We start from the raw sequence: 23595 nt of genomic DNA, 5'->3' as shown, positions 1-23595 counted from the left end.
CTTATGGCCCGACCTGCTCTTCATACCGCCGCCGAATCCGCTCCAGCTCCCCTGAGCGCCGCAACTGCTCCAAAGCCTTGGTCCATGCCGCGACCACTTCGTCTTCAGAGTCCAAGCTGAATGCGATATACAACGACGAGCGATAAAGCTCGATAGGAATTTTCCGCAGCGTGCCCGGCGCGATGTTCAACTGGCGGCTGTAGTAGGCCACGCCCGCATCGGTATCGCCGGCGATGATGTCGGTGCGTCCGGCAAGCAGCATGCGATAGAGCTGCTTGCTTTCGGTGGCACTTTTGTCCAGGTTGTTAAAGCCCAGGGACAACAGCATCGTCGGCACCAGGCCGGCATGTCGCGTGGTGATCTGCGGGGCGTGCAGCAGTTGTTCCAGGGAATTCACCGGCGGCGCCTTGGCCAGTTGATAGGGGTGAATGGACTCTTCCACGATAGGCCCGACCCATTTGAACAACGACTCGCGCTCCGGCGTGCGAAACAGGGAGTACATGATGGTCTTGGGGCGGTGCTTGAGTATTTGGGTGGCACGCATGCTGGGTTGCAGCAACACCTCGAAATCATCGCCGGTCAGCACCATGATGGCCCGGACGATCTCGGTGGTCATGCCGGTGAGCCGGTTGTTTTCCTGATAGTTGTACGGTGCCCATTCTTCGGTGACGATCTGATACTGCTCGGCCCTGACATCCGTGCCGAGCAAGAGGCAAAGCAGCGCTGCAGCCGATATCGAATGCCTCACGCGTACTCCCTGTGGACCGTTCGGTGTTCGTGCATGGGTGGGCCTGATTCAAGAAGGCAAGGTAAGCATAGACCCAAACACTTGCCTGACAGTTGACGCAGTCCACATTCCGACCCTTAGCAACGGTGTAGGATCAGCGCGAACCGGATACGCGACGCTCCCCTTTCGCCCTCCTCCCGGCGACGCAGCCCACATGAATCCTATCGATCCCCTGTCGTTTCAACGCATCATCACCGCCCATGGCGGCGTCGAAGGGGTGGTCGTGTGGATCTTTGATTCGTTGGGGCCGATGCCCTCTTTTGGCTGAGGGCGACTTCAGGGCGCTTGAACAGTACGTTGTGGCGAGGGCGCAAGCTCCCCCGCTACGAATGATCACGGCAACCGAAGCGAAACGCAGCTATCGGTTTTTCCTATAGTTGTTATCGATGCCCATGCCGTTCTCGTCACCGGCCTCTCTCTTTAATCTGCCCACCAACGCGATCGATGACGATCGCCGCAGATCAAACGACCTTAATGGAGAGAGACACGATGAACACCTTCAACCGCACCCTGGCTGTCGCGACCCTGACATTGGCCACCCTCAACGCCGAGGCCGCGTCGCCAGTCCAGACCGCTGCAAGCGTGTCTGCGGTCGGCAGCGTGGTCCAGTCAGCCAGCTACATCACCACCAAGGATGGCGTACAGCTGTATTACAAGGACTGGGGCCCGCGTGACGGCCAGGTCGTGACCTTCAGCCACGGTTGGCCGCTGGACTCCGACAGTTGGGAAGGCCAGATGATGTTCCTCGCCTCGAAAGGCTATCGGGTGATTGCTCACGACCGTCGCGGCCATGGTCGCTCCAGCCAGCCTTGGGAAGGCAACGACATGGACCACTACGCCGACGACCTGGCGGCGGTGATTGAAGCGCTGGACCTCAAGAACGTGACGCTGGTGGGTTTCTCGACGGGGGGTGGTGAAGTGGCGCGTTACATCGGTCGCCACGGTACCGGTCGGGTGAAGAAAGCCGTGCTGGTTTCTTCGGTGCCACCGTTGATGCTCAAGACAGACACCAACCCCGGCGGCTTGCCTATCGAGGTGTTCGACGGCCTGCGCAAGGCGTCCCTGGAGAACCGTTCGCAGCTGTACCTGGACATCGCCTCGGGCCCGTTCTACGGCTACAACCGCAAGGGTGCCAAACCATCCCAGGGGCTGATCCAATCGTTCTGGATGCAGGGCATGCAGGGTGGCAGCAAGAATACCTATGACTCGATTGCGGCGTTCTCGGCGACGGACTTCCGCGACGACCTGAAGAAATTCGACGTGCCGACCCTGGTCATCCATGGCGATGACGATCAGATCGTACCCATCGACGCTGCAGGCCGGGCCTCGGCGGCGCTGATCAAAGGCGCCCGACTGATCGTCTACCCTGGCGCACCGCACGGCTTGACCGAGACGCACAAGGACCGACTGAACCAGGATCTGCTGACATTCCTCAAGGAATAAAACCTGGATCGGTTGTGAGGGGCCTGCTCGCGAAAGCGGCGGGCCTGCTTGCATGGGTGTTGAATGGGCTGCCGTCATCGCGAGCAAGCTCGCTCCCACAGGGGTCGGTTGTGAATGCGGAATTGGCGTACACCCAAGATCAACGGTGGGAGCGAGCTTGCTCGCGATGACGGTAGAACACATTGCATCTATTCCTCAGACCGCCCCGTACCCTCACGATCATGCGAATAGCCTCGGGTGAGCGGAAACGCCGAATCGGTCCATTGTGCATCTCCTCTACAACTGGACAGACAATTTCACGAAACCGGTCGATCAATGATAGGCGCATGCTGCGCCATCAGCTCCACCACCCAATCGATGAACACCCTCAGCTTGGCATTGACGTGGCGATTCGGCGGGTAAGCTACGTAGAGCGGCATCGGGTCGAGGTGCCAGTCTTCGAACAGCGGCACCAACTCGCCTTGTGCCTGGTGATGCCGGGACATGTACGCCGGCAACCAGAGTACCCCCAGCCCCGCCAGACCGGCGGCGAGGTAGGCGTTGCCGTCGTCGATGGCCAGGGCGTAGCGCCCTTTGACGTGAAGCAGCTCACTGCCACGGCGCATGGCGTAAGGCAGGGATTTACCGGTGCGCGCCCACAGGAAACCCACGGTGCGATGGTGCGAATCTTCCAGTTCGCGCGGATGCGCGGGCCGACCGAACCGTGCCAGGTAACTCGGGGCGGCGAAGACCCCGAGGGCAAGATCGCCGACGCGCCGGGCCACCAGCGACTGATCCATCAGCTCACCGCCGCGCACCACGCAATCGACACGTTCATCGATCATGTCGACGATGCGATCACTGACGCCCATGTCGATCTGGATGTCCGGATAGCGCTCATAGAACGCCGGCAAGGCCGGTACCAGGATCATGACTGCCAGCGGGCTTGGCACGTCCACCCGCAGGCGCCCGCGGGGTAGCGCCTGGGCACTGGAGACGCTGGTCTCGGCGTCGTCCATGTCGGCCAGCAAACGGATCACCCGTTCGTAATAAAGGGCACCGTCGGCGGTGACATTGACCTTGCGCGTGGTGCGGTTGAGCAACTTGACCCGCAACCGTGCTTCGAGCTGCTGCACCAATTGGGTCACGGTGGTCTTGCTCATGTGCAGGGTTTCCGCCGCCTTGGTGAAGCTGCCCGCCTCCACGACTCGCACGAACGCCTGCATTGCATCAAAACGGTCCATTTCTGCCCCGGGTATCGATCCGATTGTTTGGAGTTTACAAACAGTGATCGCCAAGGTTGCTCGTTTATCGCCCGGACACAAGCCCCTAGAGTGAGTTCATCGTTTGGAACCCACTCTTGGATGGAGGTATTTCATGACACAGCGCGATGTAGTTTTCCCGCCCGGACGCCAGGCACTGTATGAGCGCAATCGCTATTCACCCGCGATTCGCTCCAATGGTTTCCTGTTCGTGTCGGGGCAAGTCGGCAGCACCGCCGACGGTTCGCCGGAACCCGACCTGGAAGCTCAGGTGCGGCTGGCGTTCAACAACCTGAAGGCGATCCTCGCCGCGGCCGACTGCAGCTTTGACGATGTGGTGGATGTGACGGTGTTCATGGTCGATCCCGAGTCGACCTTCGAACGGATCTGGAGCGTTGTGCCTGAATTCTGGGGCAGCGCGCCCCATCCGACACTGACGGCGGTGGGCGTGACGTGGTTGTATGGTTTTCAGTTCGAGATCAAGGTGATTGCCAGGTTGCCTGAGGCCACCCAGTGATGAACTGAGCTGAATGTGTCGGCGCCATCGCGAGCGAGCTCGCTCCCACAGGGGATTTGGACAGGCCGAAAAATCGAAGCCACCGACGATCAAGTGTGGGAGCGAGCTTGCTCGCGATGGCGGTGGGTCAGCTTGCATCACTGTTGGCTGTGCCGCCGCCATCACGAGCGAGCTCCCACAAGGAAATGGAAGTGCTGCGCCGGCTAGCCTTTCACCGCCGCTTCGATCGCCGCGATGTCGATCTTGGTCATCGTCATCATGGCCTCGAAGGCACGCTTGGCGATGGCCTTGTCAGGACTGGCGACCGCTTCGAGCAACACACGCGGGCTGATCTGCCACGACAAGCCCCACTTGTCCTTGCACCAGCCACACGCGCTGGCCTGGCCGCCGTTGTCGATGATCGCGTTCCACAAGCGGTCCGTTTCGGCCTGGTCTTCGGTTGCAATCTGGAATGAAAAGGCCTCGCTGTGCTTGAACACCGGGCCGCCGTTGAGGCCGATGCAAGGGATGCCTATCACTGTGAAATCCACCGTGATCACATCCCCCTCCTTGCCCGACGGATAATCGCCCGGGGCCTGATGGACGGCATTCACCGCACTGTCGGGAAACGTTTTGGCGTAAAACTGCGCCGCTTCCTGGGCATCGCCGTCGTACCAGAGGCAGATCCTGTTTTTATTGTTCATTCCGCTTCTCCAAAAGGGACTGGACGATAAAGTCTAGCAGCCCCCGAAAGTTGCAGATGACCGCATCTCAGGTAAACAGATCGACCGCCAGCTGGAACGCGACCCACAACGCCAGGCCCGTGGCAAACATCAGCGCGATGTTCTCGAACAGGTTGTTGCGATATTCCTTGCCCAGCAGGGACTTCTGGTTGGACATGATCAGCAGGCCCAGGGAAATCACCGGCAAGCCGATGATGTTCAGCGCGTTGACGCCAATGGTCAGCGTGACGAAGTCCGGCATGCCGGGGAGCGACCAGATCAGCGGCGTCACGAGAACGAACAGCATGAACCATTTGTGCATCGGATCATGGTGGAACTCCTTGCCGTAACGCTCCCGGCGCTTGGGCCGCACGTGCTGGAAGGCATCGGTGATCAGCATCGGAAACGCCGTGGTCTTGCCGCAGATGCTGGCGAACAGCGTGGCGAACACGCCGACAAAGAACACGTACCAACCGATCGAGCCGAAGAACATTTCCAGGGCCTTGCCCAGATCGCCCAGGGTTTTGACCTCAATGCCGTTGGGTCGCAGGATTTCCGCACCGACGATCCAGATCGCCAGGTTGATGATGATCCCGACAAACACCGCAAACAGCAGGTCGTTACGCTGGATACGCTTGTGTTCAGGCCCCACCCAGCCCTTCTGGCGCATGACATACGGATGGACGAAGTTGGCGATGGAACCGGCCACCGCACCGATCACCGAGACGGCCACCAGCAGCGCGCCGTGCACGCCTTCGTCGGGCGGAATGCTGAAGCCGATGGTGCCTTTGACGATGCCCGCGACATCCGGGCCGGACATCACCGCCAGGGCCAGGAACGCCAGCGTCATGATCGCCAGCAGGCCTTTCATCACGCCTTCGATCATCGAATAGATATTGCGCCCGACGAGCATCCACACCGCCAAGACCACCGCCACCGAACACAGCAGTGGATAGTCGACCTTGAGCAACATGGCCAGGGCTTCGCCAGCCCCCTTGATCATGTAGGCATTCATCAGGTGCCCCATGAGCAGCGCATACACCAGCAGGAACCAGGCGAAAAACGGATTGAGCTGGGCATAGCCTTGCAGGATGGTCATGCCCTGGTTATTGCAGAGCTGGAAGCGCGCGATGATGTTGACGATCAGGTAGCGCAGCAGCAGAGAGACCGCCAGCACCCACATCATGGCGTAGCCGTAGTTCGCTCCGGCCACGGATGAGGTGATCAGGTCGCCGGCGCCCAGCCAGGAAAGGACGGCGATGATGCCGGGACCGAGAAGCTTGAGCAGACGCACGAAACGGCCTTGCACGGGCGCCGCAGCCTTGCCTTCAGCGGAAGGGATGCTCGTCATGGATGGAATCTCCGTTTATTTTTTTTGTGAGAAACGGCCACAGTCGAACATTTAGATACGACGTCGTACAACCATTATTCATGCGTAATTATGTAAAAATGTTTCATGGTATCCGACCCCGATGTACCGCTGTATTCAAGAGCAAATTGCCACTAATCCTTCACCTGCTCGCCGTTATCGACCAACCAGCGCACCATCTTCGCCAACGGCACCCGATGCTGCTGGATGGCGCACCAACTGACGTGGTCATGGCGATACAACTCGACGTAACGGTTGAGCAGCACATGGCGACCATCCTCGGCCAAGCGCAATTCAACTTCACGACAGTGCAATACATCCGGCTCGAGCGAGCGCATTCGCCGATGCAAGACCAACGCCTGGTTATTCATCGGCGGCGGCTCCATCCTGGCACTGCGGGTTGTCCTCCACCACCGCTCCCAACTTGCCCTGCGCGACAAATTCGGCACGCCGCTGCGCCGTGGCATCACGAAGCGCCGCGTAGTAATCCGGTTCGGCCTGCAACGCGTCGGTCAGTGGCAATGCCTCGGCACGGCCATCGACAACGCCGCCGACGGTGTTGATGGTGCCCAGGGTGTCGACGGTGCTGCTGTTGTCGCCGAACGGATCGACGGCAAAACTCAGCACTTCGCCCGTCGCGTCCCTCAGGTTGGCGCTGCCCAGCAGCGGCAGTTCCACGGTGGGCCCGGGGGCGAGGTTCCAGACGCCGAAGGTCTGGCCGAAATCGGCCTTGTGGCGCTCGATGCCCAGCTTGCCCGACACGTCGATCAGCCCGACGATGCCTGCGGTGGTGTTGATCACGAAACGGCCCAGTGTGTTGACCGAGCGTTGGCCATTGCCTTGCAGCAGGTCGTTGATGAACACCTTGGGTTCGCCGAAGTTCGCCACGAAGTTGTGGACGCCGGCCTGGAACATCTCCGGCAGCTTGCGATAACCACGGGCCACCGGGGCCAGCGCATAGTCATCCAGGGTTCGGTTGAACGCGAATATGCCACGGTTGACCGGTTCTGCGGGATCGTAAACGGCGTAGGTCGCGCTTTCACACGAGCCCGGCGTTGCAGCGGGCGTACTGGAGCAACCGCTGGCGAGTGCCGCCAATACAACCACGACGGTGGATCGAACGAACAACGGAGCGGGCTTGGCGATCGGCATACAGGGTGATCTCGGCGAGGAATGGGATGCTGCCTGGGCCGGTCGTAAACCAAACACCGCCCCTGTGGCGAGGGAGCTTGCTCCCGCTTGAGTGCGAAGCGCTCACCGCTTTTTTGGGGCCGCTTCGCGACCCAGCGGGAGCAAGCTCCCTCGCCACAGGGTTCGGTGTTGGTGGGTGGTTTAACTGACCGACATCAAGGCCATCCTGCCGCCGTTTTCTTGCCCGCAGATTTCCGGAATATTGCCCACCGGCAACTTTATTACCGGGTTGAAATATATGACGCGGGCCGTGGATTGACCCTAGTATCCCCTCCTGTATTCATTACCCTGCGTGCCCACCGTGAGCCATTTATTACTGGTGGACGATGACCTCGAAGTCCTCGCCCTCTTGCGCAAGTTCCTCGAACAACATGGCTACAGCGTGGATGTGGCCGCCGACGGCAACGCCCTGTGGCAGGCGGTGGAGCGCCGGGTGCCGGACCTGATCATCCTCGACGTCATGTTGCCGGGCGACAACGGGCTGGTACTGTGCCAGCGGCTGCGGGCCGAGCACACGGTCGGCATCATCATGCTCACCGCCATGGGCGAGTTGAGTGATCGCGTCGTCGGCCTGGAACTGGGGGCGGACGATTACCTGACTAAGCCCTTCGATGCGCGGGAGTTGTTGGCCCGGGTGCGTGCCGTGCTGCGACGCACCGGTGAAGCCAGGGCCGCGTCGAGCGACGCCTCCCGGCCCATCCTGGAGTTCGAAAACTGGCAACTGGACGTCACCCGTCGCGAGCTGCGCTCACCGGACAAGGTCATGATCCCGCTGTCCACCGGCGAGTTCGAACTGCTGCTGGTGTTTGCCGAACACCCGCGCCGGGTGCTGACTCGCCAACAATTGCTGGACCTGGCCCGCGGCGAAACCTTCGAGGCGTTCGACCGCAGCATCGACGTCCAGGTCAGCCGCCTGCGGCGTAAATTGGAGACCGACATTACGGGTGCATCGATGATCCGCACCGTGCGCAACAGCGGCTACCTCTTCAGCCCTCACGTGGTGAAACGATGAAACCCTCGCGCTCGGGCGCTCAATGTCCACGGGACACGGTGGCGCGCTGGATCGCCCTGACCACCATGATCGCCATGCTGACCTTGCTGGCCCTCAACGCACTGTTCAGCCTGCTGGCCGGTGCCTGGGCGCGCCCTCCCCTGATGGAAACCGGCCTGATGGAAAGGGCCGCCGCCATCACCCGCATCATCGACTCCGTCGCCCCCGCACAACGCCCCGCGATTGCCGCGGCCGCCAGCGACCAGGCGTTCGACGCGCACTGGTTGCAGCGGCATGAAGAGGCGCGCTTGCCGGTGATCGACGACCCGGAGTTCAGTGAGGGTTCGGTGCTCCTGCGCCAGCAATTGGGCCGGCCGGACGCCAGGATCGAGGCCTACGAACCGGGCGACTGGCCGGCCGACCAACCGGATGCGCGCTACGCGGTGATCATCGAGCTGACCGACCATTCGTGGGTGATCTTCTCCGTGCCGTCGCGCAGTTGGGGGCTGAGCGAATGGGCGCGCAACGGGATCATCATCGCGCTGATCCTGCTCTCGACCTTGATCGTCGCGCTGATCGCCACCCGGCACCTGGCCGCACCGCTGGAACGCTTCGCCGAAGGCGCCCGACGCTTTGGCGTCGATCACCAGGCGCCACCGATTCCGGTCATCGGCCCCCACGAAATCCGCCAGGCGATCCTCGCGTTCAATGCCATGCAGGCCCAGCTCAAGCACTTCCTGCAGGACCGCACCCAGATGCTCGCCGCCATCTCCCATGACTTGCGCGCGCCGCTGACCCGCATGCGCCTGCGCGGGGAGTTCATCGAGGATGCCGAGCAGCAATCGCGCTTGTTCAGGGACGTGGACGAAATGCAGGCGATGGTCAACTCGGCCCTGGAGTTCTTTCGCGACGATGCCCGGCTTGAACATGCCACCGCATTCGACCTGGCCGAGCTGCTGCACACCCTCGTCGATGATCTCAAGGACGCCGGCATCGAAGTTGGGTTCGAAGGCACCCAGCGCTTGGTGTATGTCGGTCGGCCCATCGGCATCAAGCGCGCCTTGGTCAACCTGATCGACAATGCGATCAAATATGGCGGCGAGCCGACGGTTCGACTCGAAGCCGACGCCCACCGCGTGGACATTCGCATCCTGGACCGAGGGCCGGGCATCGCCGCCCAATACCTTGAGCAAGTCTTCACGCCGTTCTTTCGCATCGAAGGTTCTCGCAACAAGCACACCGGCGGCGTCGGGCTCGGCCTGTCGGCGGCCCGGGCGACGGTGCTGGAGCATGGCGGGACGCTGACCCTGCGCAATCGCAAGGGTGGCGGATTGGAGGCCAGGGTCTCGCTGCCGCTTGGCTGAAGGCCCCGATGTGTCGATCCGCGCTAAACAATCGGCGCCTTCCTCGGTAGGATGTCCGGCTTTTCCGGCCTGTCCCCTGCCCCGGGAAGGCGCTCTTGTTTGTATCGCTCGACCCGGTGCCATCGTTCGCGCCCACGACAGACAAGAATCGACGGAGCCAAACCAAGGAATTCACCGATGATTCTTATCATTTACGCGCACCCCTACCCCGACCAATCGCGGGTCAACCAGCAGATGCTCAAGCGAGCATCGAGCAACCCGGACGTGGTCATACGTTCGCTCTATGCGCTTTACCCCAACTTCGATATCGACGTCGAGGCGGAGCAGCGCGCGGTGGAACAAGCAGAGCTTGTCGTCCTCCAGCACCCGATGTACTGGTACAGCTCCCCGCCCTTGCTGAAACTGTGGATCGATAAAGTCTTCACCCACGGCTGGGCCTATGGCAAAGGCACCACGGTTCTCAAGGACAAGCCCCTGCTGTGGGCCGTGACCACCGGCGGCGATCAGGCGCATTTCCAGATCGGCGACTACCCGGGTTTTGCCGCGCTGGCCCAACCCCTCCAGGCCACGGCCATCTATTGCGGCATGCGCTGGCTGGAGCCGGTCGTCGTGCATGGCGCCTATGCCGCCGAAGCGGATGCCCAGCACGCCCAAATCGAACACTATGCCGCTCGCCTGGCCGCCTGGAAGGAAGATTGAAGTGGAAACTCACAGCCTGATTGAAATGCTCATCTACCTGGCCTCGGCGACGCTGATCGTACCGATTGCCGTGCGATTTGGCCTGGGCCCGGTGTTGGGTTATCTGCTGGCCGGATGCATCATCGGCCCGTGGGGGCTGAAGCTGATTACCGACGTCAAGGCCATCCTGGAGTTCGCTGAAATCGGCGTGGTGCTGATGCTGTTCATCATCGGCCTCGAGCTCGACCCCAAGCGACTCTGGGCCCTGCGCCGGATGGTGTTTGGTGGCGGTGCCCTGCAGATGCTCGCCTGTGGCGCTGCCATTGGCTTGTTCTGCACGGCCTTGGGCCTGAATTGGACGGCAGCGTTGCTGGTCGGCCTGACCCTGAGCCTGTCTTCCACGGCCATCGCCATGCAGGCCATGAGCGAACGCAACCTGACCGCCACCGCGGTCGGGCGCAGCAGTTTTGCCGTGCTGCTGTTCCAGGACATCGCGGCGATTCCCCTGGTGGCGATGATCCCGTTATTGTCGGCCCACGGCGACACACCTTCGGGCACCGCGCTGTTGCTATCGATTGGCAAAATCGTCGCCGCCATCGCCATCGTCGTGCTGTTGGGGCGCTACGTGACGCGACCGCTGCTGCGCTTCGCCGCACGCTCAGGCTTGCGGGAGATTTTCAGTGCCGTCGCGCTTTTTCTGGTGTTCGGCTTCGGCTTTCTGCTGGAGGAAGCCGGCCTGTCGATGGCCATGGGCGCGTTCCTCGCCGGGGTGCTGCTCGCCAGCTCCGAATACCGACATGCCCTGGAGAGCGACATCGAGCCGTTCAAGGGCTTGCTGTTGGGTCTGTTTTTCATCGGCGTCGGCATGTCGATCGATTTCGGCACCCTGGTCAACGCACCGCTGAAAGTCATCACCCTGACCCTGGGTTTCATCCTGATCAAGCTGCTGGTGATCAAGATGGCGGGCCACTTCCTCAACGTCCCCGCCGGCCAGCGCTCCTGGCAGGCGGTGTTGCTGGGCCAGGGCAGCGAGTTCGCCTTCGTGGTCTTTGGCGCGGCGACCGTGGCCGGCATCTTGACCGATCAATGGGGCAAGAGCCTGACCCTGGCGGTGGCCTTGTCCATGTGCCTGACGCCCTTGCTGATCCTGCTGCTGGATCGCTTCGAGTCCGTCACCCGGAAAAACAAACGCGAATCCGACCTCGTCGACCAACAGAACCCACGGGTGATCATCGCCGGGTTCGGCCGCTTCGGGCAGATCGCCGGACGCCTGCTGATGTCCTGCGGCGTCGAGGTGGTGGTACTGGATCACGACCCTGACAACATCGAGACGCTGCGCAAGTTCGGGGTGAAAGTCTTTTATGGCGATGCCACGCGCCTCGATCTGCTGCATGCGGCCGGCGCGGCCCAAGCGGTGGTATTGATCAACGCGATCGACAACCAGGAAGACAACCTGACGCTGACCCGGCTGGCCCAGGAGCACTTCCCCGCGTTGCAACTGATCGTGCGGGCGCGGGACATGGGCCACCTCATCACCCTGCGGCAGATGGGCGTGGAGGCAGCCGAACGGGAAACCTTCGAGAGTGCGCTGGCATTGGGTCGCAGTGCGCTGGAGCACATGGGGGTCGGGGCTTACGAAGCGCGTGAACGGGCGGATCAGTTCCGGCGGCTGAACCTCAAGATGCTGGAGGAGATCGTCGCCCAGCCGGAAGACGACCTCAAGTTCCGCCACGACGCCTACCGACGCGCCAATGCGCTGCTCACGGAGATGTTCAACGAAGACCGTGCCCACCCCGTCGACAACTGGCCGGAACACCATCGCAACGAAACCGACAAGACGCCGGATTGACCGGCGTCATACACGCCCGAACTTGCGCCGATATCCCGCTGGCGTCAGCCCGGTCAGCGCCGTTGCTGGCGAGACGCGGGTTTTTCAGGCCACTAAACCAACGCGTCCAGCTCGGCAATCATCGGCGCTGGGATCTTCAGCTCACTCGCTGAAAGGTTTTCCCGCAGGTGCGCCAGGGACGATGTGCCGGGAATCAGCAGCAGGTTCGGCGCACGTTGCAGCAACCACGCCAGGGCCACGCACAGCGGTGACGCCTGCAAGCGCGCCGCCACGCTGGAAAGGGTTTGCGACTGCAACGGTGTGAAGCCGCCCAGGGGGAAGAACGGCACGTAGGCGATGCCCTGCCGGCCCAGGTCGGCGATGAGGTGTTCGTCGTCGCGATGGGTCAGGTTGTAGTGGTTCTGCACGCAGACCACCTTGGCAATGCCCTGGGCCTGTTTGACCTGCGTGGCCGTGACGTTGCTCAGGCCCAGGTGACGGATAAGGCCCTGGCTCTGCAGCTGCGCCAGTGTCGTGAACGATTCTTCGATGGAGTCTTCCGTGGGCGAATGCATATCGCCCCATACCCGCAGGTTGACCACATCCAGGACCTCCACCCCCAGGTTGCGCAGATTGTCGTGGACCGCCCGGGTCAGCTCGGCGGGGCTGTGGGCCGGGTTCCAGGACGCATCGGCACCGCGCACGGCACCGACCTTGGTCACGATGACCAGGTCCTGGGCATAAGGGTGCAGCGCTTCGCGGATCAGTTGGTTGGTGACATGGGGCCCGTAGAAATCGGCGGTGTCGATGTGGTTGACCCCGCTCGCCAAGGCTTCGCGCAGCACGGCGATGGCGGTCGCCGGGTCTTTGGGCGGCCCGAAGACCTGGGGCCCCGCCAACTGCATCGCGCCATAGCCCATGCGATTGACCGTGCGGTCGCCCAGTAAAAAGCTGCCTGCCTTGCCTGCAATGTTCATCTCGTCGCCCTCGGATCAATGTGAGTGGGCCGACTATAGGCGTTGACCATTCCCTTGATAATCAGGTGCAATCAGCACGGGTTGTACGGTGGAGAGAACAATGGCGACGGACATTCAAGACTTGCTGGCCTTTGTGGCCGTGGTCAATGCGAAGGGCTTTCGTGAAGGCGCGCGGCTGAGCGGCAAGTCTGCGTCGAGCCTCAGCGATGCCGTACGCCGAATGGAAAGCCGGCTCGGCGTACGCCTGCTCAACCGCACCACCCGCAGCGTGGTACCGACCGAGGCCGGCGCCCGGTTGATGGAACGCATCGTCCCAGCCCTGGGCGAGGTCGAGGCGGCGATGGACGTGGTCAACGACTTTCGCGACCGTCCTTCGGGCACCCTCAGGCTGAACGTTCCAGTCAGCGCGGCCCGGCTGGTGTTACCGGCGATCATCACGCCGTTCCTGAAAAGCTATCCCGACATCCGCCTGGAAGTGGTCACCGAAGAAAGCTTCGTCGACATGCTCGCGGCCGGCTGTGACGCGGGCATTCGTTACGACGAACGCCTTGAGCAGGACATGATCGCCATCCCCATCGGCCCCCGCTTCCAGCGCTTCGCCACGGCCGCCGCACCGGCGTACCTCGATGCCCGGGGCAGGCCGGAGCATCCCAGGGACCTGCTGGAACACGCGTGCCTGCGGGGCAAGTTCCCCAGCGGCGCCATGCCGTTGTGGGAGTATGAGCGTGACGGCGAAACCATTAGCGTCGACCCGAGCGGCCCGTTGATCACGCGCATTGGCGGTGCGGTGGACCTGTCGGTGCAAGCCGCTGTAGACGGTCTGGGCATCGTCTACCTGTTCGAAGACTGGCTGCGACCGTACCTGGACAGCGGTGTCCTCGAACCAGTGCTCGAACCCTGGTGGCAACGCTTCACCGGGCCCTTCCTCTACTACCCTGGTCGCCGCTACCTGCCCTCGCCGTTGCGAGCGTTCGTGGACTTCATCAATGCGCAACGGTATGGGAACGAGCTTGCTCGCGATGGTGTCGGCACAGCCAACACCTCCGCAAGCTGATACACCGCTATCGCGAGCAAGCTCGCTCCCACAGGCGGTCGACTGTGTACCTGAAAATCCCGACCCTCCACACATCCGTTGTGGGAGCGAGCTTGCTCGCGATGGTGGTCCCTCATCGTCCGCTCGTCTCCCCGCCGTGAGGATTTTCGAACCAAGCCATTCGCCACGGCTCGGACCTACATGACACCGCTGAAAGCCACGCTGACGCGCTTCGACGTCACGGCTTGAACAGCGGGTATCTCAAGGCTTCTTTGCGGTTCACTGCCGGGAGTTTTCGTTATGTGTGACGGTCTTGTTCAACACGGCTCCTCAAAGGACTCCCTGGCGTATTTCGCCCAGCGAGACACCCACGGCAGCCGTTTCGGTACCCGCGTGACACCCTTGGACCTATACGTAACGACGCCGCCCAAGGCCCAGGAGCGGCACAGCCTGATCAAGCCAAACATGCAGGTCAGCGCCATTCGCCGTCGCCGCGGGCACTTGGAGTGCATCAAGGTTCGCTGGGGCTGGTCGCCGATCTGGTCGGTGGGAACGATGCCGCCGCTGACGCACCTGCCCTTGCATCTGGTCATGCGCTCCAAAGTCTTCGATTCCATCAAGCACGAAGGCCGCGTACTGGTCGCCGTCGAAGGCTGGTATGAGGCGCAAGCCCCCGCCTCGCCCTCCCAGGCGCAACGCCTCATCTACACGACTACCCGGCAGTCGACCCCGATCTTCCTGGCCGCCCTGGCCCAGGCCAGCGAGACGCCGTTTGGCTGTGACGGCCTGGCCCTGGTGACGTATGGCGACATCGCCAACCAGCAGCAGCGAGTACTGGCCTTCAGCGCCGAAGATGCACTCGATTGGCTGGAGCCCGAGCTGGGATGGGAGCAGGCACAACAATTGGCCGCCCGCCTGAACGGCGCGCAACCGGCCCTTGAACCGGCGCTGACAGCCCAACGGCCGGCCCAGGGCGGACTTTGATTCGGGGTTCCGCGGCGGCGCAGTCCTATGGGCGCATGAGCGCCGTCAGCCTCGACAGTGGCTTCGACGTGGCCGACGCGACCCTGTAAGGCACCACGACGCTGGAGGCCGACATCCAGGCGCTGGTGCAAAACGATGGGCTGGGAGCATGCGGATAAAGGAATGCAGAAACGACGCAGCAAGGGACGGTAAACTGCGGCGGTTCTTTTTCTTTTCCAGCATGAGGCTTTGCATGAGCAACCCAGACATCACGTTTATTCCAGATCCGGATGCGGACGCCATTTCCTCCGACGTCGCCGGTTTCGGCGGCCTGCTGGTTTCCACACAAATCCCCACCCACGCCGACGGCAGCCTGGAACTAGGCGACATCACCCGGCAGAGTGAATGCACACTGCAAGCCCTCAAGAAGGCCCTGGAAGGAGCAGGCAGTTCCATGGACCGGGTCCTGCACCTGACCATCTACCTGACCGACATGGCTGACCGCGCCGCGTTCAACGAGGTCTACAAACGCTTCTTCGCCAAGCCTTGGCCGGTTCGTGCGGCGGTGGGTGTGGCGGCGCTGGCGGTTGAAGGCATGAAAGTGGAAGTGACGGCGATGGCGGCGAAGGGCTGAACGAGCACATCGCACGTTTGTAGCGCTGCACCGCTTTTTTGTGGCAAGGGTGCTTGCTCCCTGCCACAAAAGCCTCTCGGGCATGCCCCAAATGCGCGATTGCCACGCAAATCGTCATTTTCGCACCTAGCCCGCTCCCGGCATGGGGTCTAGAGTGCGCCGCTTTCCCTTTTCACGGCCTACTTATGAATCTCTGGTTCCGACTGTTGCTGATGCTGTTCCGCCGCCCCTGGCGCAAGCCCGTAGCGCCCTTGGGCACCACGGTGGTGCGCATGCGGGTATGGCCGCTGGACCTGGACCTCAATCGCCACGTCACCAACGGACGCTACTTCACGTTGGCCGATGTGGGACGCATGGATTACGTGCTGCGCAGCGGCGCCTACAAGGTGGCGCTGCGAAACCGGGCGGTGCCGATCGTGGGGGATGTCTGGGGCAAGTTCAGGCGGGAATTGAAACTGTTCGAGGCGTTCGAGGTGCACACCCGCCTGCTCGGCTGGGACGAAAAATGGACGTTCATGGAGCACCGTTTCATCAGCCAGGGACGTGTGGTCGGGGTGGTGATCATGCGCGGCCTGTTCCGTTCGGCCAAAGGCACGATTGCACCGGCTGAGTTCATCCGCGAACTGGGCCTGGCCGAACAATCGCCCGCCATGCCCGACTGGCTGGTCGCCTGGTCGCAAAGCTGCGATGACTTGAGCCTCGGGCTTCGCCTGGAGGAAGGTGAGCGCTGATCCGCGCTAGCCACAGGTGCTTGGTTAACCCAGCGGATTGCTGGCGAACCGCGCGCTGGACAATGTCGAAGCACACCCGTCGACATAGCGCATCCCCCTGAGCAGGAACACAGGCAAAAAATGTGGGAGCGAGCTTGCTCGCGATAGCGGTGCTTCAGCCAATCACCACGCAACTGACCCACCGCTATCGCGAGCAAGCTCGCTCCCACACTTAATAACCAGAGCCATAAGGTCCCAATCCCCTTCTCCGATCCCCGCCTATACTTTTCTGCCAATCCCCCTTGGGGCCTGCACTTCCAACAATAAAAAGCAGAGGTGGAACATGGTCTGGCAACAAGTCTACGATCCCTTCGGTAATGCGGTGCTGTCCACGCTCCTGGCGGCGGTTCCGGTGGTGGTGATGTTGGCGTCCCTGGCGTTCTTTCATGTCAAGGCACACCTGGCGGCCTTGCTAGCCCTGGCCTCGGCCTTGCTGATCGCGATTTTCGCCTTCGGCATGCCCGCGGGCATGGCCGGGTCTGCGGCGCTGTATGGCGCGGCCAACGGCCTGCTGCCCATCGGCTGGATCGTGCTCAACATCATTTTCCTGCACCGGCTGACCACTGAGAACGGTTCGTTCAAGGTCCTGCAGGACTCCCTCGCGCGCATCACCGACGACCGGCGTCTGCAACTGCTGTTGATCGCCTTTTGCTTCGGCGCGTTTTTCGAGGGCGCGGCGGGCTTCGGCACGCCGGTGGCGGTGACCGGCGCGATCCTGATCGGGCTGGGGTTCTCCCCCCTGGCCGCCTCGGGTCTGGCGCTGATCGCCAACACCGCGCCCGTGGCCTTCGGCGCCCTGGGCACGCCCATCATCACCTTGGCCAAAGTCACCGGGCTGGATGAAATGGAGCTGTCGATGATGGTCGGTCGGCAGTTGCCGTTTTTCTCGGTGCTGGTGCCGTTCTGGTTGATCTGGGCCTTCGCCGGCTGGCGCAAGATGCTGGAAGTCTGGCCGGCGATCCTGGTGGCCGGTGTCAGCTTCGCCATCCCGCAGTTCCTGGTGTCGAACTACCACGGGCCGATGCTGGTGGACGTCATCGCCGCGCTGATTTCCATGGCCTGCCTCACCGGTTTCCTGAAGGTCTGGAAACCGGCCACGGTGCACACCTCCGCCGCGCTGTCCGGGCGGGTCGACAACTCGAAGATCGATGTCAGCGAGGATGAGAAACCCGTCGCCAGCGCGGCGTTTTCCAACGACGCCCGCCCCGCCGTGGGACGGGCCTGGATGCCGTGGATCATCCTCACGGTGTTCGTGTTCGCCTGGGGCACCCAGAGCTTCAAGAACCTGTTCGACACCCGTCCGGCGCTGGACCCACAGACCCAATCAGCCAAGCTTGACCCCCAAGGCAAGCCGATACGCGAGGCCAATCCGATCTTCTCGCCCCTGGTGACCTTCGGCACCATTCACCAGCAGATCGAAAAAGTCCCGCCCGTGGTGCCCCAGCCTAAAACCGAGGAAGCGGTCTACAAGTTCAACTGGTTCACCGCCACGGGCAGCGGCATTTTCCTGGCCGCGATTCTCGGTGGCTTGCTGATGGGCTATTCCATTCCACAACTGCTGCACCACTACCTGCGAACGCTCTGGGTGGTGCGCTACTCGCTGATCACCATCGTGGCGATGTTGGCCCTGGGGTTCCTCACGCGGTATTCGGGCCTGGACGCGACCATGGGCCTGGCCTTCGCCGCCACGGGCATTTTCTACCCCATGTTCGGCACCCTGCTGGGCTGGCTCGGCGTGGCGCTGACCGGCTCGGACACGGCCTCCAACGTGTTGTTTGGCGGCTTGCAACGGGTCACGTCCGAGCAATTGGGCATCAGCCCGGTGTTGATGGCCGCCGCCAACAGTTCCGGTGGAGTGATGGGCAAGATGGTCGACGCCCAGTCGATCGTGGTCGCCTCCACCGCGACCCGTTGGTACGGTCACGAAGGCGAAATCCTGCGCTACGTGTTTTTCCACTCGGTGGTGCTGGCGATTCTGGTGGGCGGGCTGGTGACGTTGCAGGCGTATGTGGCGCCGTTCACGCATATGGTGGTGGGAGGACAGTGACAGAGGATCGGGCATGATTGATCGTTCCCACGCTCCCGCGTGGGAACGCATCCACTGACGCTCTGCGTCACGCTTAACGGAACGCGGAGCGTCCCGGGCGGCATTCCCACGCGGAGCGTGGGAACGATCAAAACAACGGTGTTACTGAACGCTTTTCAGCTTGACCACATCACCGGACACCGAGGTGGTGTAGCCGGTCAGGACCCAGGCCCAGAACCAGTTTTCCTGGACTTGGGTGTTGATCATGGCGTCGCCGCCCTTGGCCTTGATCGCCGCGGTCTGGGCGCGCACGAAACGGTTGTTCTGGCGGATCGGGATCACGCCGAACAGCAGCAGGCCGGTGGCCTTGGCTTCACTGTGGCCGACAACGGTGTATTGGCTGCTGTCGTATTGCTGGGTTTTCATCGGGGTGCCGGTGCAACCCGCCAGGGCCAGGCCAAACAGTGCGCAGGCGACAACTTTGCTGATTTGGTTCATTTGATGCTCCATGGGAAGACGCCCGGGATCCGTCTCTCGGGCGGCGCGCACTTTAACCGATCAGCAACAAATTGACACACGATAATCCGCCCAATTCAGTGCCTGAAAGGCTCATCGCAGAGCCATCCGTCAGGTGCGCCTCCAGCGAAACAGCCCCCCGTCGATAACATGAAAACTGCGCCACGGAAGGCAGTTTCTGTCTTGACGGCCGCCAGGTAACGGCCGGTCCCGTTGGAGGGTTTTATCATGATTGACCTGACTGTCTGGAACATTACCCTGCCCGTACAAACGCCGGCGCAGGTCGTGGCGACCAAAGCCATGCCGACCCTGAAAAACAAGTATTTCGACAATAACGGCCAGCGGATCGTCTTCTGGGCGCCGGTCACCGGTTCCCATACCGGTAAAAGCGAGTACCCGCGCTCCGAGCTGCGGGAAACCGGCAAGGACGGCAAGCTGCGCAACTGGCGCTATAACAGCGGCACCAATACCCTCAAGGGCACCCTGGCGGTGAACCAGGTGCCTTCCGAAGGCCGGGTGGTGGTGGCGCAGATCCACGCCAAGGACGCCCCCACGCCGTTGTTGAAACTGGTGTACCGCTACGCCAAGGGCACCGGCAATATCGACGTGGAATACCGGGTCAAGCCCAAGGACAAGAAGAGCCCGGTGATCTACACCGTACCAAACGTGCCGCTGAACAAAGCCTTCTCCTATTCGCTGCAAATGGACAAGCAAGGCAAGCTCTCGGTGCTGATCGGCAGCACGGGTAAACAGGTGAAGTTGGACCCGTCCTGGTACGGCTATGACTTCTATTTCAAGGCCGGTGTCTACACCTTGGACAACAAGGGTTATTCCAACGAAGGCGGGAAAGTGACCTACACCAAGCTGGACGTCAGTCACAAATGACTGACGCCCAGCCCTGCTTCAAGCTTTTGACGGCGCAACGAGCGCCTGTTGGCCACGGAAGGTAAACAGGAAGCAGACCAACACCAGCAGCGCGAAACCGGCCGGGAACAGCCAGATGCTCTGCCAGTCATGACCGCCCGCCACGACAAAGTGATCGGTCACCTGCCCCGCCACCCAGAAGCCGATCAGCATCCCAACGCCATAGGTCGCCAGGGTAATCAGGCCCTGGGCCGAGCTGCGAAAGCGCTCCGGTGCCTTGGCGTCGGTGTAGATCTGCCCCGAGACAAAAAAGAAGTCGTAGCAGATGCCGTGCAAGGCAATGCCGGTGAACAGCATGAACGCCAGGTCGCCGTTATTGCCGTAGGCGAACAACACGTAGCGCAACGCCCACGCCAACATGCCCACCAACAGTGCCAGCTTGATGCCGAAGCGTTGGATGAACAGCGGCAACAGCAGCATGAATAACACTTCCGAGACCTGCCCGATGGCCATCTTCGCCGTTGGGTTGGTCATCCCGGTTTCGGCCAGGAACGGGTTGGCATTCTGGTAATAGAACGCCAACGGAATGCAGATCAGGATCGAGGCGATGAAGAACACCAGGTAGCCGCGGTCCTTCAACAGACCCAACGCGTCCAGCCCCAGCAGTTGCTTGACGCCACCCGCGCTGGCCTGTTCCTTGAGCGGCGCCGTGGCCGGTAGCGTGAAGCTGTAGAGCCCCAGGACCAGGGACGCGATGGCCGCCATCAGGAACGTATTGCGCAAGCCGCCTGCCGAGATCGCTTCGCGCGAATCCCAAGCGAACACGAAGCTGATCACCACGCCCGCGACGATCCAGCCAAGGGTGCCCCACACCCGGATGCGAGAGAACTCCAGCGCCGGATCGCGCATCTGCCGGAAGGCCACGGAATTGACCAGGGCCAGCGTCGGCATATAGACCACCATGTACACCAGCACGTACGGGTAGAACACGCTGAAATCCGCCGCCGAATACAGCTGGTACAGCAACACCGCGCCGAGCAGGTGCAACACCGCCAGGATCCGTTCGGCGTTGAAGAAGCGGTCGGCGATCAGGCCAATGACGAACGGCGCAATGATCGCTCCCCACGATTGCGTGGAGAACGCCATGCCGATCTGCCCACCGCTGGCGCCCAGGGTGCTGGAGAGGAAGGTGCCGAGGGTGACGAACCAGCCACCCCAGATAAAGAACTGCAGGAACATCATCACGCTGAGGCGTGCATTCATCGTGGTCATGAGCGTCACCGTTTTATTGTTGTTCTTGTGAAAAAAAACCGCACCGCTTTTGTGAGGGAGAATCCCTCTGTGGGGGCAAGCCTTGCTCCCACCATGGATTTCCTCGCCACAGGGTTTTGGGTGGGGCCGGTTACCTCAACAGGCCCAACAACCGCCGATTGGAGTCCTCATCCGCCGTGACGCTGGCGAAATCGTCGAACGCCTTGCCGGTCTTGCTGATCATGTGGCGCTGGATGAACGCCGCCCCTTCTGCGGCGCCCTGTTGTGAATCCTTCAGGCAACATTCCCATTCCAGGACCGCCCAACCGCTGAAATCGTATTGGGTCAGCTTGCTGAAGATCGATTTGAAATCGATCTGGCCATCGCCCAACGAACGGAACCGCCCGGGACGATCGACCCAGCCCTGGTAACCGCCGTACACCCCCGAACGGGCATCGGGGCGGAACTCGGCGTCCTTTACGTGGAACATGCGGATCCGTGCGTGGTAACGGTCGATGAAGCCCAGGTAGTCCATCTGTTGCAGCAGCAGATGACTGGGGTCGTAAAGAATCGCCGCCCGCGGGTGATGATCGACCGCCTCCAGGAAACGTTCGAACGAGGCACCGTCGTGGAGGTCTTCGCCGGGGTGGATTTCGTAACACAGGTCCACCCCCGCCGCGTCGAAGCCATCGAGAATCGGCAACCAGCGCCGGGCCAGTTCGGCGAAACCCTGCTCCACCAGGCCCGTCGGCCGCTGCGGCCAGGGGTAAAGATACGGCCATAGCAGCGCGCCGGAAAACGTCGCATGGGCCTTGAGACCCAGCCGCTGGCTGGCGCGGGCGGCCAACTTGAGCTGCTCGATTGCCCACTCGGTCCGCGCCTGGGGCTGGCCGCGCAAATGGGCCGGGGCGAAGTCATCGAACAGCGCGTCGAACGCCGGGTGCACCGCCACCAACTGGCCTTGCAGGTGCGTCGATAATTCGCTGATCTCGACACCGGCCTGGGCACAGGTGGCCTTGAGTTCATCGCAATAGGCCTGGCTCTCGGCGGCCCGGGCCAGGTCAATGTATTGCGTGCCCGATGTCGGCAGTTGAATGGCCTTGTAGCCTTGTGAAGCGGCCCACTGGGCAATGTTGGCCAAGGTGTCGAACGGGGCTTCGGCGGACATGAACTGCGCCAGGAAAATGCCCGGGCCGCGCAGGCCGCTCGGTGTCTTGTCGAGGGTACTCACAACAGGGATGCTCCGGTTTGCACGGCGGTCCATTTCGCGTCGCCACGGTGATTGAGGATGGCGGCCTCGATGAACGCCATGCCACGCAAGCCGGTCTCGATGCCGGGTACGCCTGGAGCGTCAGGGCCTTCGACATGGCTGCGAATGGCGTGGGCGAAATCACCGTAGAGGTTGGCCATGGCTTCCAGATAGCCCTCGGGATGCCCGGCCGGCAGACGCATGCGCCGCGTGGCCGCCTCGCACAGCCACGGCTGGCCGACGCCGCTACGCAGGATGCGCAACGGCTGGTCGAAGGCACGATGGATCAGGCTCGCCGGTTCTTCCTGGCGCCACTCCAAGGCGCCCTTGTCGCCATAGACGCGAATCTTCAGCGGGTTCTCTTCGCCGGTGCAGACCTGGCTTGCGATCAGCACACCGCTGGCGCCACCGGCCATCTTGAACAGCATCGCCGCATCGTCATCCAGTTGCCGCCCCGGGACGTGGGTGCCCAACGCCGCGCATAGCTGCTGGATCGGTTGGTCCGCGACGAACTCGGCCAGGGAAAACGCATGGGTACCAATGTCGCCGATGCAACCGCCCAGGCCGGACTGGCCGGGATCGTCGCGCCACTCGGCCTGCTTATTGCCTTGGGCGGCGACATCCTGGCTGAGCCAGCCCTGCGGGTATTCGACCAGTACTTTGCGCACGTGGCCGATCACGCCCGAGCGCACCATGTCCCGGGCCTGCCACACCATGGGATAGCCCAGATAGGTGTGGGCCAGGCCATAGAGACAGCGGCTGCCGTGCAGCACCTCGCGCAGGGCCAGCAATTGCTTGAGGTCCAGCGCGGCGGGCTTCTCGCTGAACACATGGAAACCGGCTTTCAAGGCCTCGCTGGCGATGGGCGCATGAAGATGATTGGGGGTGACGATGACCAGCAACTCCATGCGCTGATCGAGCGGCAGCAGCGCTTCGGTGTCGAGCATTTGCTGCCAGTCGTGATAACAACGGGACGCGGCCAGGCCCAGGGCCGTACCCGTCTGCCGAGTGTTGTGCGGGTCGCGGCTGAACGCGCCGCACACCAGTTCGAAACCGCCGTCCAGGCCCGCGGCCTGACGGTGAGCCTGGCCGATGAAAGCGCCCTCTCCACCGCCGACGAAGCCCATTCTTATTTTCGGTGCTACAGGATTCATCGCGATTCTCTTCCCGTCAGGATGCTGATGTAACCGGTTACATCATGG

Annotated in this window: 23 protein-coding genes; 12 read left to right on the top strand and 11 right to left on the bottom strand. The window is 62.2% G+C overall.

Annotation, left to right across the window (positions count from 1 at the left end):
• Position 1: 1 nt before the first annotated feature.
• Complete coding sequence (locus BM321_RS10165; RefSeq protein WP_092442399.1) at positions 2 to 748, bottom strand: substrate-binding periplasmic protein; 747 nt, start codon at positions 746 to 748, stop codon at positions 2 to 4.
• Positions 749 to 1276: 528 nt separating this feature from the next.
• Here BM321_RS10165 and BM321_RS10160 point away from each other — a divergent pair.
• Complete coding sequence (locus tag BM321_RS10160) at positions 1277 to 2230, top strand: alpha/beta fold hydrolase (RefSeq protein WP_092442398.1); 954 nt, start codon at positions 1277 to 1279, stop codon at positions 2228 to 2230.
• A 296-nt stretch (positions 2231 to 2526) separates the two neighbouring features.
• On the opposite strand, the gene BM321_RS10155 is transcribed toward BM321_RS10160, so the two are convergent.
• Positions 2527 to 3453 carry a LysR family transcriptional regulator gene (locus BM321_RS10155; RefSeq protein WP_092442397.1) on the bottom strand — a complete coding sequence of 309 codons (927 nt, stop codon included), beginning with the start codon at positions 3451 to 3453 and terminating at the stop codon, positions 2527 to 2529.
• 133 nt (positions 3454 to 3586) lie between these two features.
• On the opposite strand from BM321_RS10155, the gene BM321_RS10150 reads away from it, so the two are divergent.
• Positions 3587 to 3988, top strand: a complete 402-nt coding sequence (locus BM321_RS10150) for a RidA family protein (protein WP_092442396.1) — start codon at positions 3587 to 3589, stop codon at positions 3986 to 3988.
• Between the two features lie 203 nt (positions 3989 to 4191).
• Here the strand turns inward: BM321_RS10150 and BM321_RS10145 are convergent, their stop codons facing one another.
• The 4 genes from BM321_RS10145 to BM321_RS10130 all read right to left on the bottom strand — a co-directional run bounded on the left by BM321_RS10145 (position 4192) and on the right by BM321_RS10130 (position 7210).
• A complete protein-coding gene (locus tag BM321_RS10145; protein WP_092442395.1) occupies positions 4192 to 4671 on the bottom strand; it encodes a VOC family protein in 480 nt (159 codons plus the stop codon).
• Between the two features lie 67 nt (positions 4672 to 4738).
• The gene (locus BM321_RS10140) at positions 4739 to 6040 is read right to left on the bottom strand and encodes an Nramp family divalent metal transporter (protein ID WP_092442394.1); all 1302 of its coding nucleotides are present in this window, start codon (positions 6038 to 6040) and stop codon (positions 4739 to 4741) included.
• 152 nt (positions 6041 to 6192) lie between these two features.
• Positions 6193 to 6429 carry a hypothetical protein gene (locus BM321_RS10135; protein WP_092442393.1) on the bottom strand — a complete coding sequence of 79 codons (237 nt, stop codon included), beginning with the start codon at positions 6427 to 6429 and terminating at the stop codon, positions 6193 to 6195.
• Positions 6422 to 7210, bottom strand: coding sequence for an MlaA family lipoprotein (locus BM321_RS10130; protein ID WP_092442392.1), 789 nt, complete (start codon positions 7208 to 7210; stop codon positions 6422 to 6424). The genes BM321_RS10135 and BM321_RS10130 overlap by 8 nt, the downstream gene beginning before the upstream one ends.
• A gap of 340 nt (positions 7211 to 7550) precedes the next feature.
• On the opposite strand from BM321_RS10130, the gene BM321_RS10125 reads away from it, so the two are divergent.
• From BM321_RS10125 to kefC, 4 genes are all read left to right on the top strand, one after another.
• Positions 7551 to 8261 (top strand): response regulator, encoded by a 711-nt coding sequence (locus BM321_RS10125; protein WP_092197771.1) that lies wholly within the window; start codon positions 7551 to 7553, stop codon positions 8259 to 8261.
• Positions 8258 to 9604, top strand: a complete 1347-nt coding sequence (locus BM321_RS10120; protein WP_092442391.1) for a sensor histidine kinase — start codon at positions 8258 to 8260, stop codon at positions 9602 to 9604. Before BM321_RS10125 ends, BM321_RS10120 begins: the two co-directional genes overlap by 4 nt.
• A gap of 177 nt (positions 9605 to 9781) precedes the next feature.
• Complete coding sequence (gene kefF / locus BM321_RS10115) at positions 9782 to 10303, top strand: glutathione-regulated potassium-efflux system oxidoreductase KefF (protein ID WP_092442390.1); 522 nt, start codon at positions 9782 to 9784, stop codon at positions 10301 to 10303.
• Position 10304: 1 nt separating this feature from the next.
• On the top strand, positions 10305 to 12131 hold the full coding sequence (gene kefC, locus BM321_RS10110) for a glutathione-regulated potassium-efflux system protein KefC (RefSeq protein ID WP_092442389.1): 1827 nt from the start codon (positions 10305 to 10307) through the stop codon (positions 12129 to 12131).
• Between the two features lie 92 nt (positions 12132 to 12223).
• Here kefC and BM321_RS10105 read toward each other — a convergent pair whose 3' ends face one another.
• Entirely contained in the window at positions 12224 to 13087 is an 864-nt protein-coding gene (locus BM321_RS10105) for an aldo/keto reductase family oxidoreductase (protein WP_092442388.1), read from the bottom strand.
• Positions 13088 to 13187: 100 nt separating this feature from the next.
• On the opposite strand from BM321_RS10105, the gene BM321_RS10100 reads away from it, so the two are divergent.
• From BM321_RS10100 to BM321_RS10080, 5 genes are all read left to right on the top strand, one after another.
• The gene (locus BM321_RS10100; protein ID WP_092442387.1) at positions 13188 to 14141 is read left to right on the top strand and encodes a LysR family transcriptional regulator; all 954 of its coding nucleotides are present in this window, start codon (positions 13188 to 13190) and stop codon (positions 14139 to 14141) included.
• Between the two features lie 279 nt (positions 14142 to 14420).
• Positions 14421 to 15104, top strand: a complete 684-nt coding sequence (locus tag BM321_RS10095; RefSeq protein WP_092442386.1) for an SOS response-associated peptidase family protein — start codon at positions 14421 to 14423, stop codon at positions 15102 to 15104.
• A gap of 232 nt (positions 15105 to 15336) precedes the next feature.
• Complete coding sequence (locus BM321_RS10090; RefSeq protein ID WP_092196880.1) at positions 15337 to 15717, top strand: RidA family protein; 381 nt, start codon at positions 15337 to 15339, stop codon at positions 15715 to 15717.
• Positions 15718 to 15902: 185 nt separating this feature from the next.
• On the top strand, positions 15903 to 16448 hold the full coding sequence (locus tag BM321_RS10085; RefSeq protein WP_092442385.1) for a thioesterase family protein: 546 nt from the start codon (positions 15903 to 15905) through the stop codon (positions 16446 to 16448).
• A gap of 322 nt (positions 16449 to 16770) precedes the next feature.
• Positions 16771 to 18534 carry an L-lactate permease gene (locus tag BM321_RS10080; RefSeq protein ID WP_092442384.1) on the top strand — a complete coding sequence of 588 codons (1764 nt, stop codon included), beginning with the start codon at positions 16771 to 16773 and terminating at the stop codon, positions 18532 to 18534.
• A 141-nt stretch (positions 18535 to 18675) separates the two neighbouring features.
• Here BM321_RS10080 and BM321_RS10075 read toward each other — a convergent pair whose 3' ends face one another.
• The gene (locus tag BM321_RS10075; RefSeq protein WP_063320519.1) at positions 18676 to 19011 is read right to left on the bottom strand and encodes a hypothetical protein; all 336 of its coding nucleotides are present in this window, start codon (positions 19009 to 19011) and stop codon (positions 18676 to 18678) included.
• 246 nt (positions 19012 to 19257) lie between these two features.
• Between BM321_RS10075 and BM321_RS10070 the strand changes: the two genes are divergently transcribed.
• Positions 19258 to 19914, top strand: coding sequence for a polysaccharide lyase family 7 protein (locus BM321_RS10070; protein WP_092328187.1), 657 nt, complete (start codon positions 19258 to 19260; stop codon positions 19912 to 19914).
• Between the two features lie 18 nt (positions 19915 to 19932).
• Here the strand turns inward: BM321_RS10070 and BM321_RS10065 are convergent, their stop codons facing one another.
• The 3 genes from BM321_RS10065 to BM321_RS10055 all read right to left on the bottom strand — a co-directional run bounded on the left by BM321_RS10065 (position 19933) and on the right by BM321_RS10055 (position 23547).
• A complete protein-coding gene (locus BM321_RS10065; RefSeq protein ID WP_092328188.1) occupies positions 19933 to 21165 on the bottom strand; it encodes a nucleoside permease in 1233 nt (410 codons plus the stop codon).
• A 130-nt stretch (positions 21166 to 21295) separates the two neighbouring features.
• Entirely contained in the window at positions 21296 to 22408 is a 1113-nt protein-coding gene (locus BM321_RS10060) for a sugar phosphate isomerase/epimerase family protein (protein WP_092442383.1), read from the bottom strand.
• On the bottom strand, positions 22372 to 23547 hold the full coding sequence (locus BM321_RS10055) for a Gfo/Idh/MocA family protein (protein WP_092442382.1): 1176 nt from the start codon (positions 23545 to 23547) through the stop codon (positions 22372 to 22374). The genes BM321_RS10060 and BM321_RS10055 overlap by 37 nt, the downstream gene beginning before the upstream one ends.
• Positions 23548 to 23595 lie beyond the last annotated feature (48 nt).

The organism is Pseudomonas sp. NFIX10, assembly GCF_900111955.1.
GTDB classification, from domain to species: domain Bacteria; phylum Pseudomonadota; class Gammaproteobacteria; order Pseudomonadales; family Pseudomonadaceae; genus Aquipseudomonas; species Aquipseudomonas fluorescens_AA.
Note: the sequence above shows the minus strand (reverse complement) of the source record. Positions and strands in the feature narration are given on the sequence as shown.

Bases quoted from the DNA above. Each gene is read 5' to 3' on its own strand.
- BM321_RS10060 (WP_092442383.1), bottom strand. From the start codon at position 22,408: ATGGACCGCCGTGCAAACCGGAGCATCCCTGTTGTGAGTACCCTCGAC.
- BM321_RS10085 (WP_092442385.1), top strand. From the start codon at position 15,903: ATGAATCTCTGGTTCCGACTGTTGCTGATGCTGTTCCGCCGCCCCTGG.
- kefF (WP_092442390.1), top strand. From the start codon at position 9,782: ATGATTCTTATCATTTACGCGCACCCCTACCCCGACCAATCGCGGGTC.
- BM321_RS10100 (WP_092442387.1), top strand. From the start codon at position 13,188: ATGGCGACGGACATTCAAGACTTGCTGGCCTTTGTGGCCGTGGTCAAT.
- BM321_RS10055 (WP_092442382.1), bottom strand. From the start codon at position 23,547: ATGAATCCTGTAGCACCGAAAATAAGAATGGGCTTCGTCGGCGGTGGA.
- BM321_RS10120 (WP_092442391.1), top strand. From the start codon at position 8,258: ATGAAACCCTCGCGCTCGGGCGCTCAATGTCCACGGGACACGGTGGCG.
- BM321_RS10145 (WP_092442395.1), bottom strand. From the start codon at position 4,671: ATGAACAATAAAAACAGGATCTGCCTCTGGTACGACGGCGATGCCCAG.
- BM321_RS10150 (WP_092442396.1), top strand. From the start codon at position 3,587: ATGACACAGCGCGATGTAGTTTTCCCGCCCGGACGCCAGGCACTGTAT.
- BM321_RS10155 (WP_092442397.1), bottom strand. From the start codon at position 3,453: ATGGACCGTTTTGATGCAATGCAGGCGTTCGTGCGAGTCGTGGAGGCG.
- BM321_RS10130 (WP_092442392.1), bottom strand. From the start codon at position 7,210: ATGCCGATCGCCAAGCCCGCTCCGTTGTTCGTTCGATCCACCGTCGTG.
- BM321_RS10105 (WP_092442388.1), bottom strand. From the start codon at position 13,087: ATGAACATTGCAGGCAAGGCAGGCAGCTTTTTACTGGGCGACCGCACG.
- BM321_RS10160 (WP_092442398.1), top strand. From the start codon at position 1,277: ATGAACACCTTCAACCGCACCCTGGCTGTCGCGACCCTGACATTGGCC.
- BM321_RS10135 (WP_092442393.1), bottom strand. From the start codon at position 6,429: ATGAATAACCAGGCGTTGGTCTTGCATCGGCGAATGCGCTCGCTCGAG.
- BM321_RS10095 (WP_092442386.1), top strand. From the start codon at position 14,421: ATGTGTGACGGTCTTGTTCAACACGGCTCCTCAAAGGACTCCCTGGCG.
- BM321_RS10065 (WP_092328188.1), bottom strand. From the start codon at position 21,165: ATGACCACGATGAATGCACGCCTCAGCGTGATGATGTTCCTGCAGTTC.
- BM321_RS10070 (WP_092328187.1), top strand. From the start codon at position 19,258: ATGATTGACCTGACTGTCTGGAACATTACCCTGCCCGTACAAACGCCG.
- BM321_RS10090 (WP_092196880.1), top strand. From the start codon at position 15,337: ATGAGCAACCCAGACATCACGTTTATTCCAGATCCGGATGCGGACGCC.
- BM321_RS10075 (WP_063320519.1), bottom strand. From the start codon at position 19,011: ATGAACCAAATCAGCAAAGTTGTCGCCTGCGCACTGTTTGGCCTGGCC.
- BM321_RS10140 (WP_092442394.1), bottom strand. From the start codon at position 6,040: ATGACGAGCATCCCTTCCGCTGAAGGCAAGGCTGCGGCGCCCGTGCAA.
- BM321_RS10080 (WP_092442384.1), top strand. From the start codon at position 16,771: ATGGTCTGGCAACAAGTCTACGATCCCTTCGGTAATGCGGTGCTGTCC.